The 18843-nt window shown below is 43.0% G+C and carries 16 protein-coding genes, 1 tRNA gene and 2 pseudogenes; 9 read left to right on the forward strand and 10 right to left on the reverse strand.

The window, feature by feature from the left end:
- Positions 1-228: 228 nt before the first annotated feature.
- Entirely contained in the window at positions 229-888 is a 660-nt protein-coding gene (locus tag AC6IZ0_RS12535) for a riboflavin synthase (RefSeq protein ID WP_497723187.1), read from the forward strand.
- Between the two features lie 49 nt (positions 889-937).
- Here AC6IZ0_RS12535 and AC6IZ0_RS12540 read toward each other — a convergent pair whose 3' ends face one another.
- The 3 genes from AC6IZ0_RS12540 to AC6IZ0_RS12550 all read right to left on the reverse strand — a co-directional run bounded on the left by AC6IZ0_RS12540 (position 938) and on the right by AC6IZ0_RS12550 (position 3370).
- A complete protein-coding gene (locus AC6IZ0_RS12540) occupies positions 938-1840 on the reverse strand; it encodes a M23 family metallopeptidase (RefSeq protein ID WP_497723188.1) in 903 nt (300 codons plus the stop codon).
- A gap of 148 nt (positions 1841-1988) precedes the next feature.
- Entirely contained in the window at positions 1989-2501 is a 513-nt protein-coding gene (locus AC6IZ0_RS12545; protein WP_497723190.1) for a hypothetical protein, read from the reverse strand.
- 83 nt (positions 2502-2584) lie between these two features.
- The gene (locus tag AC6IZ0_RS12550) at positions 2585-3370 is read right to left on the reverse strand and encodes a biotin--[acetyl-CoA-carboxylase] ligase (RefSeq protein WP_280791467.1); all 786 of its coding nucleotides are present in this window, start codon (positions 3368-3370) and stop codon (positions 2585-2587) included.
- A gap of 130 nt (positions 3371-3500) precedes the next feature.
- Here AC6IZ0_RS12550 and pgeF point away from each other — a divergent pair.
- Positions 3501-4291 (forward strand): annotated as a pseudogene (pgeF, locus tag AC6IZ0_RS12555) (peptidoglycan editing factor PgeF).
- 46 nt (positions 4292-4337) lie between these two features.
- Positions 4338-5170 (forward strand): annotated as a pseudogene (locus AC6IZ0_RS12560) (metallophosphoesterase).
- A 474-nt stretch (positions 5171-5644) separates the two neighbouring features.
- Here AC6IZ0_RS12560 and AC6IZ0_RS12565 read toward each other — a convergent pair.
- Positions 5645-6256: a J domain-containing protein gene (locus AC6IZ0_RS12565; protein WP_271731379.1), complete on the reverse strand. Its 612-nt coding sequence runs from the start codon at positions 6254-6256 to the stop codon at positions 5645-5647.
- A 33-nt stretch (positions 6257-6289) separates the two neighbouring features.
- Here AC6IZ0_RS12565 and AC6IZ0_RS12570 point away from each other — a divergent pair, with 33 nt between their 5' ends.
- The 4 genes from AC6IZ0_RS12570 to AC6IZ0_RS12585 all read left to right on the forward strand — a co-directional run bounded on the left by AC6IZ0_RS12570 (position 6290) and on the right by AC6IZ0_RS12585 (position 8463).
- A complete protein-coding gene (locus AC6IZ0_RS12570) occupies positions 6290-7387 on the forward strand; it encodes a tocopherol cyclase family protein (RefSeq protein ID WP_497723191.1) in 1098 nt (365 codons plus the stop codon).
- Positions 7388-7430: 43 nt separating this feature from the next.
- Positions 7431-7504, forward strand: a tRNA-Arg gene (locus AC6IZ0_RS12575).
- 149 nt (positions 7505-7653) lie between these two features.
- The gene (locus AC6IZ0_RS12580) at positions 7654-7776 is read left to right on the forward strand and encodes a hypothetical protein (RefSeq protein ID WP_497723192.1); all 123 of its coding nucleotides are present in this window, start codon (positions 7654-7656) and stop codon (positions 7774-7776) included.
- 159 nt (positions 7777-7935) lie between these two features.
- Positions 7936-8463: a YdcF family protein gene (locus tag AC6IZ0_RS12585; protein WP_497726054.1), complete on the forward strand. Its 528-nt coding sequence runs from the start codon at positions 7936-7938 to the stop codon at positions 8461-8463.
- A gap of 66 nt (positions 8464-8529) precedes the next feature.
- On the opposite strand, the gene AC6IZ0_RS12590 is transcribed toward AC6IZ0_RS12585, so the two are convergent.
- The 6 genes from AC6IZ0_RS12590 to AC6IZ0_RS12615 all read right to left on the reverse strand — a co-directional run bounded on the left by AC6IZ0_RS12590 (position 8530) and on the right by AC6IZ0_RS12615 (position 14377).
- Positions 8530-8823: a DUF2288 domain-containing protein gene (locus tag AC6IZ0_RS12590; protein WP_271731377.1), complete on the reverse strand. Its 294-nt coding sequence runs from the start codon at positions 8821-8823 to the stop codon at positions 8530-8532.
- Between the two features lie 87 nt (positions 8824-8910).
- The gene (locus AC6IZ0_RS12595; RefSeq protein ID WP_271731376.1) at positions 8911-9546 is read right to left on the reverse strand and encodes a lysophospholipid acyltransferase family protein; all 636 of its coding nucleotides are present in this window, start codon (positions 9544-9546) and stop codon (positions 8911-8913) included.
- A 111-nt stretch (positions 9547-9657) separates the two neighbouring features.
- Complete coding sequence (fabD, locus tag AC6IZ0_RS12600; RefSeq protein WP_271731375.1) at positions 9658-10539, reverse strand: ACP S-malonyltransferase; 882 nt, start codon at positions 10537-10539, stop codon at positions 9658-9660.
- Positions 10540-10602: 63 nt separating this feature from the next.
- Positions 10603-11595 carry a beta-ketoacyl-ACP synthase III gene (locus AC6IZ0_RS12605; RefSeq protein ID WP_280802124.1) on the reverse strand — a complete coding sequence of 331 codons (993 nt, stop codon included), beginning with the start codon at positions 11593-11595 and terminating at the stop codon, positions 10603-10605.
- An 86-nt stretch (positions 11596-11681) separates the two neighbouring features.
- Positions 11682-12704 carry a phosphate acyltransferase PlsX gene (plsX, locus tag AC6IZ0_RS12610; protein WP_497723195.1) on the reverse strand — a complete coding sequence of 341 codons (1023 nt, stop codon included), beginning with the start codon at positions 12702-12704 and terminating at the stop codon, positions 11682-11684.
- A gap of 197 nt (positions 12705-12901) precedes the next feature.
- Positions 12902-14377 carry a leucyl aminopeptidase gene (locus AC6IZ0_RS12615; RefSeq protein ID WP_497723196.1) on the reverse strand — a complete coding sequence of 492 codons (1476 nt, stop codon included), beginning with the start codon at positions 14375-14377 and terminating at the stop codon, positions 12902-12904.
- A gap of 291 nt (positions 14378-14668) precedes the next feature.
- On the opposite strand from AC6IZ0_RS12615, the gene AC6IZ0_RS12620 reads away from it, so the two are divergent.
- Positions 14669-15265 (forward strand): DUF1788 domain-containing protein, encoded by a 597-nt coding sequence (locus AC6IZ0_RS12620; protein WP_497723198.1) that lies wholly within the window; start codon positions 14669-14671, stop codon positions 15263-15265.
- A complete protein-coding gene (brxC, locus tag AC6IZ0_RS12625; RefSeq protein ID WP_497723199.1) occupies positions 15255-18803 on the forward strand; it encodes a BREX system P-loop protein BrxC in 3549 nt (1182 codons plus the stop codon). Before AC6IZ0_RS12620 ends, brxC begins: the two co-directional genes overlap by 11 nt.
- Positions 18804-18843 lie beyond the last annotated feature (40 nt).

The following is an 18843-nucleotide window of genomic DNA, read 5'->3' on the forward strand; positions in this document are numbered from 1 at the left end:
CTTCTATTAAACTCCGAACTTGTTGTGAACACCAGAGTAAGTCAAAGTCATCTAACTAGACAATAACCTTCTTAACCAAGTATGCCTTGTGAATGATGCAAATGTGTTAATAAATTTATAATAAAAACAGTCTGAAATTATACTTAATGTGTTCCTCATTCATGTCAGAATTACAGTTAATTTTGGGCAAAATTAGGCAATAAATACAATTAGTTTGAGAAAAAAGCCGTGTTTACAGGATTAATCCAAGCCTTAGGAACGATGAAACCCATAGGGGGGGATTCTTGGCAAATTACCTTTGTAAGTCAATCTTCTGTTGTGATTATGCAGGATTTGGCTTATGGCGACAGCGTTGCTGTAGATGGCGTGTGTTTAACAGTGGAAAAAATTTTCCACAATGGCTTTATCGCCACTGCTTCGCCGGAGACTCTCAGCCGCACCACCCTGGGAGATGAGCAAACACAACAGAAATATGTCAACTTAGAAGCCTCCCTCCGGGTGGGTGGTAAAGTCGGCGGTCACTTTGTTATGGGTCATGTAGATGGTATAGGTCAATTAGTAGAGGCCAAGCAAACCGTCAGTTCTTGGGAAATGACCTTTACTGCACCCGAAGCGATCGCGCGGTATATTGTCCCCAAGGGTAGCATTGCTGTGAATGGTATCAGCCTCACAGTAGCTGTATATGATCCCGAATTATATCAGTTCACAGTGGCAGTCATTCCCCTGACCTATGAGGAGACAAATCTCCGCTATCTTGTCCCTGGTAGTTGGGTAAATTTAGAAGGGGATATTCTCGGCAAATACGTGGAAAAATTTGTTTCTCCTAGCAAAAACCACGGCAAAAACCATATAACACCTGAGTTTTTAGCAGAACATGGCTATTTGTGAGTAGGGAAAGTCAAGAAATTTGACTTTTGACTTCCCCCAGAGGGGTGCCCTATTCTTCAGGAACCCGAGCTGTTTGTAAAGCTTGTACCAACTGATTAAAGGCAATCTCTAATTGTACACCGGAGTCAACAGCAACCCAACCTTGTGGTTTGAGGTGGCGGACTTCAAAGTGTAGGTGATTCCCTGTAGAATTACCAGTGCTACCAACTCGGCCAATGACGGTTCCCTGTTCCACAGTTTGACCGGGTTGGACAAATAGTTCTGACATATGAGCATAAAGGGTTTGTTGAGCAGAAGCATGGTTAATAATTACGCTTAAACCATAACCACCCAACCAGTTGGCAGTTTCCACCGTACCGGCCGCGGCTGCTACTACTGGTGTACCCATAGGAGCAGCCAAATCTGTGCCGGAGTGGAAGCGGATATCGCCTGTAATGGGATGATTTCTCCAACCAAATACCGAACTAATGCGAGCAGGTATAGAAAGGGGAAATATCATACCCCCATGACCATAGGCGACGGAACCTGTAAAGGGAATTTGTGGCAATACTGATGCTAGGGGGAACTCATAAGCTACTGTACTAGGGCGGGGTGCAATATTCCCTGCGGCCATTGGTGGGGGTAAAGTCTCACCACTGGGTACAATGGCAGAGCCTAACACCGATGTAATAGGGTTAGGGCTAAACCGATGAGAGGGAGAAGCGGTTTTGTTAGCACTATTAGCACTATTAGCACTATTAGCACTATGAGATGGAACCCATCTATTGCTGCTGTGATTATTTAGGACCCGAACCTGCGCTAAATCAATATTTTGGCTGGTTTTCACCCAGCTTGGTGCTGTTTTCTGATGGCGTGCAGCTTCCCGGTTTGGTGCAGCGCAACTACTCCCTGATATACTTTGCCCAGAGGGTAAAACAGTTTGACAACCACTAGACCGTTCTGTTAAGACCACGGAGTTAGGTGCTTGATAAGTAGCCGTTGTCTTGGTAGTGTAACTGGTAGGGTCAATATAGGCGTTATTATAATCGGTTGTTTTCCCTGCTGTTGCACCTGTTGGTCTGTCCGAGTTATTTGACGGCTGGGCAAGTTCTGGGAGTTTTTCAGGTAAACCCTGGGGTGTTGTAGGTTGGAACTTCAGTTTTGGGTTCCTCCCAGGTCACATTTGCTCTGGGAGTAGAAACCTCAGTTTTGGGTTCCTCCCAGGTCACATTTGCTCTGGGAGTAGAAACCTCAGCTTTGGGTTCCTCCCAGGTAACATTTGCTCTGGGAGTAGAAACCTGTTGTCTAGTACGTAGTTTCTGTATAAGGTCAGCTTGTTCTTGTGGAACTGAAGATTCCGGTTGGGATGGTGCGGAAGAAACAGTCTCTTTTTCGAGAGTATTTGGTATTACTACTGCTCGAACCGAGTAACTTTCAATCGTGGGAACAATATTATCTATACTTGTTTCTGTTTGGGCAATTGCCAAACCCCCACCTAAGAGGCTGACACTAGTTAGCAGAAAAAAGCCTTGTGCTGGTAGCGTAGATGCACATATGTGGAGCAGCTTCGCGTAAGGATAGCATCTTAATGAGTTCTGTGAATGGTGTTGGGCAGATTTATGGCGCTGCGTCATTGCTTCTCTCTGTTGTTATAAATTAGCCTAAAGAGATGATTTGAGTGCTTTTTATAGCCTAAAGAGCGAGATTTTCAACAAACCTAAAACAAAACAGAAGATTTACGGTAACCCAAACTGATTGTACCGGGTTCGAGATAAATTTCTGGCATTTTTATGTCATTTAGCTCTTTTATGTCAAAAGATATGTGGAGATTTCCCTGGGTCGTTACGCCCACTACAGTGCCTAAAAGATTATCTATGTATACTTGCTCACCAATATTTGTTAATAAATCTAAATATTTAGACAAGAGTACACTTATTCCTTCTTGACTGAGACAGTCTATACCGGATTGTATTCCTACCAAAACTGTTTTCGTGAGCATTTCTAGACCAGAGATAGCCTGATGAGGCTGGGAGTCCTGCCAGGATTGGAGATTGATCCCAGTTTCGGGTACTGGGTTAGCCCAGTTAATACCCACGCCAATTACTGCTTGTGTGATCTGTCCGTTATTGACTTTTGTTTCTGTCAAAATGCCGCCGAGCTTTCGACCCTCCAAGACTAGGTCATTGGGCCATTTAATGCCCACACTGATGCCGCACTGACGCAACTGGGCAGCAATCCCCCAAGCACTGGCTAAGGTAAGCCGATAACTATCGGCAGCTTCTAGTTTAGGAACAACACCCACCGAAAGATATAGTCCGCCGGTGGGAGAAATCCACTCACGACCCCATTGTCCCCTGCCAGAAGTTTGCTGAGTTGCAATTACTACAGATTTTTTATCAGCCCCATCCTTCAGCAAGCGCCACAGGGTCTGATTAGTTGAAGGAACACTTTCAAAAATATGCAGGGAAGATGGTAGATAAGTATACCTGAGTTCCGATTCCATCTGACTTTCTAAGAGTTGCCGAATGACTTCGCCACGCGAGCTATCAAATCCCACAGCAGTTAACCCAAATCACGTTCTTCAAGTTAGCATTAATTGACTGATGTTGATTTTTGTTTAGGTTTGGCTCAAGATGCACACTTGGCATTGGCACAATTGGCAAGGACTACCCTATCTTACTTGTAGTCTTCTTAAAGATTGGCATCACGGCTTTTTTACTCAGCAGTTTTGGCCGCGATCGCCTGAAGATTTGACAAAAGTACTGCACCCAGAAGCATGACCTATCGCCTCCAACAGGTACATGGCAATATTGTTCTCACCCCAGAAGACATTGAGGGGAAGACGGGGGGCGAGGATGGCGGTCTAGTTTTAGGAGATGGTGTGATCAGCCAACAGCCACTACAAGCTGTTTGGGTAGCTAGTGCCGATTGTACACCTGTATTGATTGCTGATGTCAAAACTCGACAAGTAGCTGCACTACACGCGGGTTGGCGGGGAACAGCAGCGAAGATTGTTCCCGTTGCTATCACCCGATTGCAAGAGCAAGGTAGCAAACTGGATGATTTACGCATTGCAATCGGACCTGCGATCGCCGGTGAGGTTTATCAAGTTTCTCTGCATGTGGCTGCCCAACTTGGTGCTACTATTACACCCTATGCAGAGCAACAGCAAATTATAGATGCTTTGCATGAGTTACCAAATTCACCGTTATTGGTAGACCCCGACCCTGGAAAGGTGAAGTTGGATGTGCGGCGAGTTAATGTTTTACAACTGGAAAGCTTGGGTATGAGCGCCGAACAAATAGCGATCGCTCCTTACTGTACTTACCAAACTCCAGAATACTTCTTTTCTTATCGTCGGGAGAAACAGAAAAAAATTCAATGGTCGGGAATTGTCAGCGCCATAGACCCAGATATATTGTGATCTTTGATAAGCTGTAAGCACTGGTACGAGGAGTCTCTGTTGTACTATGAACTGGTTGTTTACGGGACGTTTAAGAGTAGATGAAGTAACGGTTAAGATTGCGGATTTGCCAAAATCTTTACATGGTATAAAAATGGTACAGTTGACAGATTTTCACTATGATGGTGTGAGAATTTCTGAAAAACTGTTAGCACAAGCGATCGCCGCTAGTAACGAGGCTGAACCCGATATAATTTTATTAACTGGTGACTATGTAACCGACGATCCTACACCCATTCACCAACTAGCCTTACGACTTAAAGATTTACAAAGTCGCTCTGGTATTTATGCCGTCCTCGGTAATCATGATATACATTACCAGCACTCAAAAACAGAAATAACATCTGCCCTGAATAACATAGGGGTTAATGTCCTGTGGAATGAAATCGCCTATCCTTTAGGACAAGAGTTACCAATTGTAGGACTAGCTGATTATTGGTCACGGGAATTTAACCCTGCACTAGTTATGAACCAACTCAACCCTAGTACACCCCGGATTGTTTTATCCCATAACCCGGATACTGCTAAAATTTTGTCACAGTGGCGAGTAGATTTACAACTATCTGGACATACCCACGGAGGTCATATTGTCCTACCAGGAATTGGCCCTGTGATTTTCCATTATCAAAAGCTCCTAAAACAACTTCCTCAAAAAGTGCGCCAATGGGAACCAATGTTCCTAGCAAACTGCTCAAGAGTAGTCCGATATTGGGAGTGGGAAAAGGTTTTCATCAAGTGTTGGACAATCAATTATATGTCAGCCGTGGCTTAGGAACTTATAGTCCAGGACGTTTATTTTGTCCACCTGAAGTCACTGTAATTACCTTAATCAGTCCCTAGTTATTGATTAGTTAATCATAAACCGCCACAAGTTACGATGGAAAAGTATCAGTAACCAATGGCGGCTTATTAGATATCTAGTGTTTAGATAAAATTTCAAAAACAGGGTGAATTAACTCAAATAAAGTGGACGATTTTCGCAACCATTGATCTGACAATTGATCATCCTTAATTACTATCAACAGGCATCTGTAGGTGTAACTTCCGAAACCTCCAAAAAACATCAATTAACTCAAGGTGGAAAACTTTGACGACAGGATGCAACAAATGATTTCTGATTGCGAGTTCATTAGAGCAGGAGGTACAGGCTCCAATTTATAGGTTTTTTAGTTAACTTTTAATTCCTTTGTACCTTATTTGTAATTTAGCATCCTCTATTCAATTTGTGTAAGATATTTACCAAACTTGAACAGCATTAACTTTCTGTCATAATTTTGTAAATTATCTTAATATTTCCCTGACTATGGGCTGAAATCATCGCCAACGCCTGTTTACCCTCAGTAGTTTTTTGATTTGCTGACAGCATCTTGATAACAGGGGTTGACGCTGGAATATCAGTCTGGATGACCTTGAGTATGTGGAGTCAGAGTATCCGCTGACATTCCGTTCTAAGGATGCAGCTTTATTTAAATCTGCAGTAGCTCTATATTCAAACCCCAGTTGAGAACAAACAAACCCCCGATACTTGTATGCTTCAATGTAGGTGGGATTGAGGCTAATAGCTTGGGTAAAATTTGCGATCGCTTCTTCATATTTTCCTCTACTGGCATTTTCCACTCCCCAGTTATAAAAAGTTTCAGCATCCCAGCGCTGAACAGATATATTTACCTGATGAATTGAAAGATTTGGAGGCGAAGCAGAAGGTAAACTGGTAGTGTTTAGCTGTTGAGACTTGAGTTGCTTGTAAGCTAGATTGATTTGTTTGATTTTTGACTCTGCTCCTTGTTTTTCCTCAGGGTTAAGAAAGCGATCAGGATGCCAAATCTTCACCAACTGACGGTAAGCTTGCTTCACCTGTTCCTGAGACGCACCGGGGGTTAGTCCTAAAACTTCATAAGCATGATTAATATCGAGGTAATCGCTCATACTGAAAGAAACAGGCAACTTTTATATAGATATATGTTAACTATTCCCCTAAATTTTTTGCACTCAAACCAAACCCCTCATAGTGGATACCATTGGGACGGTAGTAGTCGCCGCTTTTTTGAAGGTTGGTATTATCGCCTAACTTTACCTGATTGTGGTCAAACCTTCGCGTTCATGTACTCCATAGAAGACCCCATTGGAGGCCAACCCTATAGTGGTGGTGCTGCTCAAGTGCTCGGACCCAATGATGAGTATATATGTCGTACTTTTCCTGATGTCAAAGGATTTTGGGGTAGTCAAGATGTTCTCGCATTAGGTCATTGGGGTAAAACCCACCTCAACAACCTACCTTTATATCTCACCCCCACCGAGTTTAAACATCATATCCAAGAAGGCTATCAAGCTACAGCTACCTTAAATCAAGGAGAGATTTACGATCCGATTACTGGTAATTATTGCCGTTGGCTATACGACATTGAGCCGATATACTACTGGGGGAATAAAAATAGTCTTCAGCAATCAACCGCCGGTTGGCTGTCATCTTTACAGATTTTTGAACCTGGATGGCAAATCTTGATGGCTCACGGGTTAGCAAGTGGTAGGATTGATTGGAACGGTAAAATCTATGAATTTACAAATGCGCCAGCTTACGCAGAGAAAAACTGGGGCGGCGCTTTTCCCCAAAAATGGTTTTGGTTGAATTGTAATCACTTTGATGGCGAACCCGATTTGGCTTTGACGGCTGGCGGTGGCAAGCGTGGTGTATTGTGGTGGATGGAATCTGTGGCCATGATTGGCTTGCACCATCATGGCCAGTTTTATGAATTCGTTCCCTGGAATGCAAAAGTAGAATGGGATATTCAGCCCTGGGGTAGATGGCAAATGCGCGCCAAAAACTTACATTATGAAATTGAATTGACCGGAACCACGCCTTTACCTGGTACACCCCTGCGCGCGCCGACAGCAAATGGTTTATTATTCTGTTGTCGGGATACCATGCAGGGAAAATTAAGTTTGGAGTTACGAAAATTAACTCCTAGCAAATCTCAAACAATCCTCAAAGCACAGAGTTCTCTATGCGGTTTAGAAATAGGCGGCGGTTCTTGGGATAATTCTTGGCAGTCTACCTAAAAATCCTGCTATCATAGTATCTGCTTGCATATGCTTTGTAGTTGGGGCTGTAGCTCAGATGGATAGAGCGAGCGCCTCCTAAGCGCTAGGTCGCCGGTTCGAGCCTGGCCAGTCCCGTCCTCAGTAAATGATTTAATAAGAAGAAAGTCGGAAATGGTATTTAATTTTCCGACTCACTTGATTATCTGGTATCAACTGCGATATGTCCTGTTAATGCAGCTTTGTCTGTGTATTATGTAAAAAAATCGGCATTGCATAATCGAAGTATGAATGGTGTTTCTCGTACCGACCCAGCTTATACCCATAGAGTTCCTGCGGCTCTTGCAGGAATTGCTTTAGAAGCAAAAGTAAGAGTGTTCAAAACTCAGTCTTGGGAATTTCATAGGTGAATTCCGCAACGCCAAAACATCAGTTGATATTTGGGTAGATTTTCTTAAATTACCCTACATACTTATTTGTCTTTTTTTAGATAAAATCCTGGACTCAACAGACTAAAGTATAGAGCCTTGAAGAATCATTTATTATTTACAGGTCATTCATTTCGGTTTATGGTTTTCGCCCTACCTCTATTAATGTGGTTGGGATACCAGGAATCGCAAACTAAGAATTTACCACCCCAAGCAGTATTAGTTTTAGGTGGTTCTACCTCACATTTAGAACGAGAACGGTTTACAGCTAATTTTGTCCGCGAGCATCCAAGTTTACCCATTTGGATTTCTGGTGGTAGTCCACCTAGATCAACTCAGAATGTGTTTGCCAAGGCTGGAGTTGATCCCAAACGATTGCACTTGGACTATGAAGCTGTAGATACTGTAACAAATTTTACTACACTAGTAGATGAGTTGCAGGCTAAAGGTATTAAGAGTGTTTATTTAGTTACTTCGGAATTTCATATGCGCCGCGCCCGTGTGGTTGGCGAGATAGTTTTGGGAAGTCGCGGTATTCAATTTAAACCTGTAGCAGTACCTTCAAAAAATGTCCATGAACCCTTGGATAAATCTATCCGTGATGGGGTGAGGGCTTTAGTTTGGTTGGTTACTGGTTACACGGGTGCAGAACATATGAGAAAGCAATGAATCACAGGTGAGGGATGGAGATTCAGATTTGAGCTAAATCTTGCCAAAACTTGTTTCCCAGTCCAATTATGCTGAGATTTCTTGTATTAGAACATAGGGCTGAATAATCAGAGTCTTAAATCTTTTAGTGCGATCGCTATTCCAATTCCCCATTTGTGTATTGGAAGGTTTAGCTATTAATTGTCCGTCAATCCATGCTTGCACTGATGAAACCTGATCGCTAGCGATCGCCACTCCCACATCCAGCAAGTCTAAACCTGGCGTGACTAAAATCACCGCATCCCTTTGTACATGAGGAATTAGCCAATCCCACTCAGCCTCATCCTGATTGTCTGTTAATTGTGTTCTTAAATCGGACATAATTCCCCATTTAGATATTTTTCTGGCCGATTTTAGCCTAATTTTTGCCCTAAGATTTTCTGGACTTGACTCTTTGCAGCATATTTCTCAGCGTCCTAAATCATGCAACTGATTAATTGCTGTAGCACACTTATCTGTCACAGCTTGTAATTCGTCTTTATTGGTAGAACTGGGTGCATCAATTAATTTGCCAATCCTAATAGTTAAGGGAACTGGAAGAGGTATGGAGCCTGTTTGTAATATCTTCTCAGAACCCCATAAACTCACCGGTAAAAATGGTGCTTTAGCCTTGGCCGCCAAGAGAGCCGCCCCTCGTTTAGGATCTGTGATCTTCCCATCGGGAGTGCGAGTACCTTGTAAAAAAACACCTACAGCCCAGCCATTATCAAGGTACTCTAGGGCTGAACGAATAGAATTGCGGTCAGCGGTACCGCGACTCACCGGGTAAGCACCATACAATTTAATTGCTTGTGCTAAAACAGGGACTTGAAACAACTCTTCCTTAGCCATGTAAGCCACTGGACGACGTACACAATTAGAGACAATGGGGGGATCAAAGTAACTAGCATGATTACTGACTACCACCAGTGGCCCTGACTTAGGGACATTTTCCACCCCATAAATTCTCCCCCGAAAGTAAGCATGAAGCATAGGGCTGACAATAGACCACTTAAAAGCGTGGTAAAGTGCCAAACTGATCAAAGGTTCGCGGGTTCGAGACATAGAGAAATGGGATATAGGGTATTGGGGAATGGGGAATGGGGATAGGGTATAGAAAATCTCAATTTTGCCCAGCAGCCTAGACTCTGCAATCTACGTCTGCTTTACTATCCCCTATTCTGGCAACTCTGCTGCATTACGAACATTTTTTAAGATTAAATCCGGTGTAGTGCGTTTAATCAAATTAGTTAGCACATTACCCGGTCCAATTTCCACCACTTCCTCAATACCCTGTATTGCTAATTCCAAAGAAATTTCTCGCCAGCGTACTGAACCGGTCATTTGTTGGCTGAGGCGCTGCTTGATTATTTTGGCATCAGTGGATGGAAGCGGATCTACGTTAGACAGTACGGGTATAACAGCCGGCTGAAATTCTACTAATTCTAGAATATCTTGGAACTCGGCGGACGCAGCAGCCATCAAGGGTGAGTGAAATGCTCCGGAGGTTTTTAAGGGTATAGCACGTTTGGCTTTAACTTGGGAAATTACTGTTTTGACAGCCTCTGGATTCCCAGATATCACTACCTGAGCCGGACTGTTATCATTAGCCAAAACTGCATCTGGTGTCTGAGCGAGGACTAATTCTAACTGTTCACGGTCAAAGTTCATCAGAGCAGCCATCATTCCACCAGCGGCACTATCCATGAGTTCAGCACGACGCTTGACCAGGTGTAAGCCAGCAGACCACTCAAACACACCGGCAATGTAAAGGGCGATATATTCGCCTAAACTGTGACCAGCAACTACATCTGGTTGATGTCCCCGTTCTCGAAGGATATCAGCCAGGATACTTTCTACTACATAAAGACTGGGTTGTGTGTAGAGAGTCCGTGATAACTTTTCTTCTTCGTTCTGACATAATTGTGTGAGAGACCAGCCCAAAATTGCTTCGGCTTCGGCAAATTTATCTTTAGCGGTAGGTATATCTAATAAATCCATTCCCATTCCCAGGGCTTGAGAACCTTGTCCGGGAAACACCCATGCAGTTTTAGTCATTAGTCGTTAGTCATTGCTCATTGGTGATTGGGGTAAGTGTAGTTTTTTACTCTTGAGTTTTAACTATCTTCCCCATTGAAAAATTGCTGCGCCCCAAGTGAGTCCGGCACCAAAGCCAGATGTGGCAATGATGTCGTGGGGTTTGATTTTGCCTTGGCGCACTGCTTCATCTAGGGCTAGGGGGATAGAGGCGGCAGAGGTATTACCATAATTAGCCAGATTGCTAATTACCTTGTTTTCTGGAATATTTAGGCGTTGGGCAACGGCATTAAGAATGCGTTGATTGGCTTGATGCAAGATCAGCCAGTCTATTTGCTCAATAGTGAGATGAGCCTGAAATAAAGCTTTATCAATAATTTCAGGGACTTTTTGCACAGCAAAGCGGTATACTTCTTTGCCGTTCATGGTGATCGGCTGGTAAGTACCTTGAGTGATATTTACATTGGGCAGGAGTTCTTGGGCGGAGGGGGTATAAGCAAGATTGAGGTAGCGGTTTTGGGTCCCATCGCTTTTCAGGGAAAATCCTAATAGGCGATCGCTGTTATTGGCTTGCAGTACCACCGCTCCCGCACCATCACCGAACAGTACACAAGTCCTGCGGTCTTGCCAATCCACCCAGCGAGAGAGGATATCAGCCCCAATTAGGAGTACGTTTTGATAAACGCCTGTTCTGATATATTGGGCTGCTGTGACTAGCCCAAAGACAAACCCAGAGCAAGCAGCCGTTAAGTCAAAGGCTACTGCTTTGGTTGCTCCTAATGCCGCCTGAATTTGACAAGCACTGCCAAATAAATCATCTGGGGTGGATGTGGCCAGCAGAATCAAATCTAGGTCTGTTGCCTTTATCCCAGCCGCTGCGATCGCTTGACTACCGGCATCAGCCGCGAGGGTGCTCACCGATTCAGATGGCAATGCTAAACACCGTTGACGAATTCCGGTTCTTGTGGTAATCCACTCGTCTGAAGTCTCCACCAGTTCAGTCAGATCCTGGTTACTGAGGTGATTTTTTGGTACTGCCGAGCCGCTACCTGTAATTGCTATGCCTAACTTTTCCACTCCTAGTCTCCCAAGCTATAAGAATTTTAGTCATGAAAATTTGTATTTTTTTCCCAGCTATTGCTCGCTAGTTTTGTGACTAATTTCTAGGTTTCCTGCTGTAGGATTTCATATTGGGACTGAAGTCTTTGCAGCACCTGATTATCTACAGCTTCTTTGGCCATGCGAATGGCGTTAAAAATAGAAGGAGCTTGAGAGCTACCGTGGCCAATAAAACAGACTCCGGCTACGCCTAACAGCAAAGCACCGCCATGTTCTGCATGATCCATGCGCTGTTTAACTCGCTTCAGGTTAGGTTTTAAAATTGCCGTCCCAATTTGACCATGTAATCCTTGGGGTAATTCTTCGCGCAAGATTTGCAGAATCACTTCCCCCACGGCTTCGGCAAATTTCAACAACACATTACCCACAAAGCCATCGCAGACAATCACATCGAAGTTACCCGAAAGTACATCACGCCCTTCAGCATTACCAATAAAATTAATTTGGGAATTTTCCCGTAATAATTCATGGGCGCGCAGGGCGACCTCATTACCCTTAGTGTCTTCTTCGCCGATATTCAACAAACCTACATGGGGATTGGTAATACCTAAGACATACTGACTATAAGTTGACCCCATGACAGCAAACTGCTCTAAAAACTTAGGGCGGCAGTCTACATTGGCGCCAACATCAAGTATGAGTACTGGTTTACCGGCTTTGATTGTGGGGAAAACCGTACCAATGGCTGGGCGGTCAATTCCTGGCAATCGTCCCAGGCGGAGCAAAGCTGCTGCCATAGCTGCGCCGGAGTGTCCCGCAGAAAACACGGCATCTGCCTGCTGCTGCTTGACTAAATCCATAGCCACATTAATAGAAGCTTTGCGTTTGCGTCTAACTGCATTCAAAGGCTCCTCATCCATTGCGATCGCTTCCTGTGCAGGAACGATCTCTACCCGCTCCAAATTAGTGTTTGGGGGCAGGGCGGCTCCTATTTGTTGGGGATCACCAACTAATAGTACTTTTACACCCAATTCGTCACTTGCCCGCAGTGCGCCAGTGACGATTTCTCCGGGTGCATGATCCCCCCCCATTGCGTCAATTGCTATCCGTACGCCAGTCAATCCCATTGCTTAGAGCTACTAGAAACCTTACAAATTTTACCAGATGGCTTTGCTGAAAAACCGGGAGTTTCTCACTGCCATATTCTTCCTGTTAGTATTGCAACATATTTTAGTAGCTACGTGGCAAATTTTCAGGGATTGGGGCGCACTGATTAAGGACTCAAAATACTTCCCCTGAAAGCCTCTACCCTGCTTGTGGCTCCCTACTGAGCTAATACCCAATTAACTAGGGTGCGGACGCCATAGCCTGTAGCCCCTGAACTGTTGTAACCGTTTTCCTTATCTGTCCACACTGGGCCAGCAATGTCTAAATGGGCCCAAGGGGTATCTTTAATGAACTGTTTGAGGAAAAGAGCCGCAGTAATGGAACCCCCAGGACGCGGTCCGGTATTTTTCATGTCCGCAATCCCGGATTTCAACCCTTCAAAATATTTTTCTTCCATTGGCATCCGCCACAGTTTTTCCCCTGCGGTTTCTGCGGCTTGTTGCAGTTGGGAAGCTACAGCATCATCGTTCGTATATAAGCCGGCAATGTCATCACCCAAGGCAATCACACAAGCACCGGTGAGGGTGGCTAAATCAACCATGGCATCTACTCCCAATTTATCTGTATACACCAAGGCATCGGCTAAGGTCAAACGCCCTTCAGCGTCGGTGTTATTCACTTCTATGGTTTTGCCGTTGGATGCTCTGAGGATGTCCCCTGGGTGCATGGCGTGACCGCTAATCATGTTTTCTGTGGCGGCTGAAATGAAGTGAACTTCTACATCTGGCTTGATTTGGGCGATCGCTTTGGCAGCACCCAAGGTCGCACCAGCACCGCCCATATCAATTTTCATAGTTTCGATGCCGCTACCAGCACCTTTAATATTTAGTCCCCCGGAATCAAAGGTTAATCCTTTACCAATAATTGCTAGTTTGCGTTTCGGTGTGCCTTCGGGTTTGTAGGTCAGGTGAATGAATTTTGGTGGCAAGTCTGAAGCTTGGGCAACTCCTAAAAACGCACCCATACCTAACTTTTCGCAGTCTTCCCGTTCCAGAATTGTTACCTCTATGCCGTGTTCAGTCGCGATCGCACGGGCTGTTTCTGCTAGGGTAATGGGTGTTACCTCATTGGCTGGTGCTGCTACCAATTCCCTAGCTAAGATTACCCCGGAGACGATATGATTAGCTAGGGTAATGGCTGCTTCTTGTCCACTCAGTCCCAGTAAATCTACTGTCTCAATTTTTGCTCCTTTATCTTCTGGCTCAGACTTAAAGCGAATGTCCTGATAAAGGGCTAGTTGCGTACCTTCAGTTATAGCTTGAGCAGTCGCTGCTGGCTGATTATTCCACACAGGAAAACTCAAGCCGAGAACTTTGCTTTTTTGCTTTTTCGCCACCCTGGCCACAGCAGCAGCCGCACGTCGCAGGGTTTCTAATTTCAGGGCTTCTGGTTTCCCCAAACCCACTAAAATTACTTTACGGATAGAGCCACCAGCACTAACACGGGTGGAAATGGTGCTGTAGGCTTTGGCGGTAAATTCTTCTTCGGCAATTAGTTCTTTTAAAACCCCCGCAAACTGCTGATCTAATTTTGCCAGGTCACCAGTCAACGTAACTGCATCTTCAAATAGTCCAATTGCCAAACTATCCCCTGCCCAATCTAGCAAAGCCTTGTCACTAGGTTGAATTTTCATTTTCTGATTTTATCTAGGTTTTCCTGCTTGTACCAGTATTACCTAAAATTCTATTTTCCCTTGGGTAGAAAATACCAAACAGTGTTTTATCCAAGATTCACGTCTAATTGATGTCTAAAAGCAGTAACTACTGAGGTTTTTATATTGTATGTATAATGTATAATTTATTTATGGCAGACTGTATAAAACTGTCAATAACTCACTAAATCAAAGTAGTGAAGCTAACTGTCAAGTAGTTGTGATATTTCTTAATAATATCTCAGATGCTTGCTGGCTGTATTGGTTAAACTCATGCCTACCTTGACAATCCACCAACGCCTTGATGCACTATTACCGAAGTTACAAGACACGCGCCTTCTAGGTAACCGTGGTATTGGTAACGAGATTGGTTTTTATATCTTTGATTACAATGCTGAATATGAACCACTGGTACAGGAGTATATTGAGCGTTTAAAGTCGCAATTGATCAATCCACCCAGTGGGGTTATTTTCCTGGAAGTTAATCTCTACCAGACTATTCTGGGAATATTGCAAGAAAGAAAGTTGCTTGGAAGGGCTTTTGAGTTGGAGGTGAATAAGGGGAATGCAGCTTTAGCTAAAACTATTGCACCACTTGTTAGACCTGAGCAAGTTATTACCCATATCCAGAAACAGTTACAGGGTGATGAACAGTTGGTGTTAATGACGGGAGTTGGTGCAAGTTGGCCCCTTGTGAGGTCACATACGATTCTGAATAACCTACATCCTATCCTGGATAAAATCCCCCTGGTGATGTTTTTTCCTGGTTCCTATGATGGCCATGAGCTACGCCTGTTTAACACTTTTAAAGATGACAATTACTATCGTGCTTTTCCTTTAATTCCTCACAATTACGTTTATGAATATTAGTGAACTATTTCAAAAAGATATTAACCGTAACATTAATGGTGTCATCAAAGTAGGACAGCAGGATGACGAGAATATCCGTCAGGAGTTAGAGGAGTATGTTGTTACTCGTGAATTAGATAAACACTTCCGAACTTTTTTTGACCGCTTTACTGATGCTTTGGGTAATCCTACCGATAAAATGGGGGTGTGGATTTCTGGTTTTTTTGGGTCTGGTAAATCGCACTTTTTGAAGATTCTTTCTTACCTGTTAGAAAATCGTAATTTGGGTAGTAGTTGGGCTTTAGACTATTTCAACGCTGAACGTATTCCTGACCCCTTATTACTGGCAAAAATTACCCAAGCTGCACAAAGTTCTTGTGATGTAATTCTTTTCAATATTGATTCTAAAGCAGATGCTAATAATAAACACGATAAAGAAAGCATTACTAAAGTTTTTCAAAAAGTCTTTGACGAGCATTTGGGTTATTTTGGTACAATACCTGCAATTGCTGAATTTGAACGCCAGTTAGATAAACAAGGTAAATATCAAGTTTTTAAAGATGCTTTTCAAGCTGAAAGTGGCTTGGTATGGTCAGAAAATCGCGATGCTTGGGGGTTTTATCAGGATGCGATCGCCACTGCTTTACAAGTGAGTACGGGGATGAGTGCAGATGCAGCTAACCGCCTATTAGATTTCAATGAACAAAATTATAGTTTAAGCCCGGAGAAATTCGCCCAAATAGTTAGGCAATATTTAGATGGTAAAAGTCCCCAACACCGGTTAATTTTTATGGTGGATGAGGTGGGACAATATATTGGTGAAGACAGTAAACTGATGTTAAATCTTCAGACGGTAGTAGAAGATTTGGGTACACACTGTCAGGGTAAAGCTTGGGTAGTGGTAACATCCCAAGAAGCAATGGATGAGATTACTAAAAACAAGATTAAAGGTGAGGATTTTTCTAAAATTATCGGGCGTTTTTACCGTCCTCTGAGTTTATCCTCTGCGAACACAGACGAAGTAATTAAATTGCGGTTACTGGGTAAAACTGATGCAGCACAAACAGGACTAGAGGCTTTATATAACCAAAAAGTCGCCATCCTGAGAAACCAAATTACTTTTACTCAAGATAGTGCTGATATGCCAGGATATAGCAGTATAAAAGATTTTACTGCGGCTTATCCCTTTGTTCCCTACCAGTTTACCTTATTGCAGAAAGTATTTACCCAAATTCGCCTCATGGGTTCTGCGGGTAAACATTTAGCATCGGGAGAACGTTCTTTACTTGATGCTTTTCAGGTCGCTTCCCAAGCAGTAGCAGGAAAGCCTCTAGGTGTACTAGTTCCCTTCTACACCTTTTATATGGCAATTGAAGGATTTTTAGATACTGCTATCAGCCAAGTTATTAATCAGGCTACACGTAACCCACAATTACAGACTTTTGATATTGACCTGTTAAAAACATTATTCATGGTCAAGTATATCAAAGAAATCAGGGCAAACTTGGATAACTTGACCACTTTAAGTTTAGGTCACATTGACGAGGATAAAATATTACTCAGACAGCAAGTAGAAGCTGCATTAGGACGTTTAGAAAGACAGACTTTAATTCAGCGCAATGGTGATGAATATATTTTCCTCACCCATGAAGAACAAGACATTGGTAGAGAAATTAAAAATATCCAAGCTGATGCTGGTAAAGTGAGCAAAGAGATGCAAACATTGGTTTGGGACTCAATTTTTACTGACAAAGAATTAAAATATGGTCGTCATAGATATCCATTTAGTCGCCAGCTAGATGAACAGACCTCTGGACAGCAAACAAATGACTTGACTTTGCATATTGTCACCCCCTATGCAGAAAAGTACGCCGCTATGCAAGAGGATGATTTTTGTCTAGGAATTACGGGAGGAGGTTTTGAGGTATTAGTCAGATTACAAGATGACCAATGCTTGCTTGATGACCTGAATACCTTAGTGAAAACAGATGAATATTTGCGTCTGAAAAATAGTAGTAGTTTGACTCCCAACATCCAAAGAATTTTAATGGCGCGGCGGGATCAAAATCATCAGCGGCGCGAAAATATCAAAAATACCTTAGAAGATTTAATTGCGGGTGCAGATGTATTTGCTTATGGAACTAAAGTAGAAATTCGTAACCGGGATGCAAAAAACTTGTTAATAGAAGGACTAACCTATTTAGTCAAGAACGTTTATCAAAAATTAGATTATGTTGCTAGTGGGTTTGAAACCGAGGAACAAGTTACTAATGCGTTGACTCGTGATAGCGAAGAAAAAAACATTGCTGAACAACCAGTTAATGCAGCTGCTCATAGTGAAATGCGTACTTGGTTACAGGACGAATCTCGCGCCTATCGCCAAGTTACAATTAAAGGATTAATCAATAAATTTGCTGTTCGTCCTTACGGGTGGTCACAACTGGATACCCTAGGAGTGATGGCGGAGTTGGTTAATCAAGGTGTAGTACAACTGCGACACGCACAAGGTAATGTCAATCTGCGAGAAAAAGGTTTAGTTAAAATATTACGTTCTCGTCAAGGTTTAGATACATATACAGTGCGACTAGCTGATGTCATTGACCCAACAAGTTTAAAAGTAACCAAAGATTTGGCTAGTGACTTACTAAATGGGAATATACCCAGTGACCCTCAACTATTATTTGAAAGTTACAAAAAAGCTTTATCAGCACGAAGTAAACAACTGGAAGAATGGTTAGTTCAGGTGCAGAAGCATGGTTTACCTTTTATGCAATTATTGCAGACAAATTTAGATTTGTTGGGAGAGCTATTAACTAAGGATGGTGCGGCGGATTTGTTCCGCAGTATTCGTACTAAACGGGATGAAATAGAAGAATATATTGAGGATGTGGAGAAGCTGCAATATTTCTTTACTGGACAGATTAAATTATTTCAACAAGTGCGACAGGATTTGCAGGATTTAGAACCAGAACTGCGCCATGTTACAGACCCGGAATTACTCAAGCGGGTAGAGTCTGTTAAACAGATTTTAGCAATGCCTGACCCTACGGACAAGATTCCTGAGTTGGCGATGTTGCTTAAACCTGTGAAAGACAAAGTACAGGGAGTTTTGAGTAAACGAATTTATCAAGTGGAGACTAAGAGTAAAGAATTGCGGGAAAAGGTAAATGAGTATATCACCTCTGCACATCCAGAAGTTGCTGAGAAGTTAGATTTCAGCAGTATTACACAACAAATTGAGCAGGTTGTTAGTTCGAGTTCTCAGGTAACGAGTATTGATTCTGCGATCGCCCATGAAGCAGAGTTACAAGAAATGTTACCATCATTGCTGACTCAAGTAGACCAGCAAGCAGAGCAAATTATTCAAACTCAGTTACAAAGTCCAGGTGATAACTCCACACCAGTAGTTAAAACTAAACCCATTGTGGCGGTACAGGTGGTAAAAGTTACTACTAAATTAGTATTAGAGACCCCAGAAGATGTTAATAATTATGTAGAAGCTTTGCGCCAGGAGTTATTACATCAAATTCAGCAGAATCACAAGGTGAGACTAGAATAATTTAAGTATTTGTTACTTGCAAGGCTAAGAGGGTACTTGA

Source organism: Anabaenopsis sp. NIES-4685 (genome assembly GCF_059725405.1).

Excerpts from the sequence above, each read along its gene's own strand:
- AC6IZ0_RS12545 (WP_497723190.1), bottom strand. The coding sequence starts at position 2,501 with ATGACGCAGCGCCATAAATCTGCCCAACACCATTCACAGAACTCATTA.
- AC6IZ0_RS12550 (WP_280791467.1), bottom strand. The coding sequence starts at position 3,370 with ATGGAATCGGAACTCAGGTATACTTATCTACCATCTTCCCTGCATATT.
- AC6IZ0_RS12565 (WP_271731379.1), bottom strand. The coding sequence starts at position 6,256 with ATGAGCGATTACCTCGATATTAATCATGCTTATGAAGTTTTAGGACTA.
- AC6IZ0_RS12570 (WP_497723191.1), top strand. The coding sequence starts at position 6,290 with ATGTTAACTATTCCCCTAAATTTTTTGCACTCAAACCAAACCCCTCAT.
- AC6IZ0_RS12580 (WP_497723192.1), top strand. The coding sequence starts at position 7,654 with ATGAATGGTGTTTCTCGTACCGACCCAGCTTATACCCATAGAGTTCCT.
- AC6IZ0_RS12585 (WP_497726054.1), top strand. The coding sequence starts at position 7,936 with ATGGTTTTCGCCCTACCTCTATTAATGTGGTTGGGATACCAGGAATCG.
- AC6IZ0_RS12590 (WP_271731377.1), bottom strand. The coding sequence starts at position 8,823 with ATGTCCGATTTAAGAACACAATTAACAGACAATCAGGATGAGGCTGAG.
- AC6IZ0_RS12595 (WP_271731376.1), bottom strand. The coding sequence starts at position 9,546 with ATGTCTCGAACCCGCGAACCTTTGATCAGTTTGGCACTTTACCACGCT.
- fabD (WP_271731375.1), bottom strand. The coding sequence starts at position 10,539 with ATGACTAAAACTGCATGGGTGTTTCCCGGACAAGGTTCTCAAGCCCTG.
- plsX (WP_497723195.1), bottom strand. The coding sequence starts at position 12,704 with ATGGGATTGACTGGCGTACGGATAGCAATTGACGCAATGGGGGGGGAT.
- AC6IZ0_RS12615 (WP_497723196.1), bottom strand. The coding sequence starts at position 14,377 with ATGAAAATTCAACCTAGTGACAAGGCTTTGCTAGATTGGGCAGGGGAT.
- AC6IZ0_RS12620 (WP_497723198.1), top strand. The coding sequence starts at position 14,669 with ATGCCTACCTTGACAATCCACCAACGCCTTGATGCACTATTACCGAAG.
- brxC (WP_497723199.1), top strand. The coding sequence starts at position 15,255 with ATGAATATTAGTGAACTATTTCAAAAAGATATTAACCGTAACATTAAT.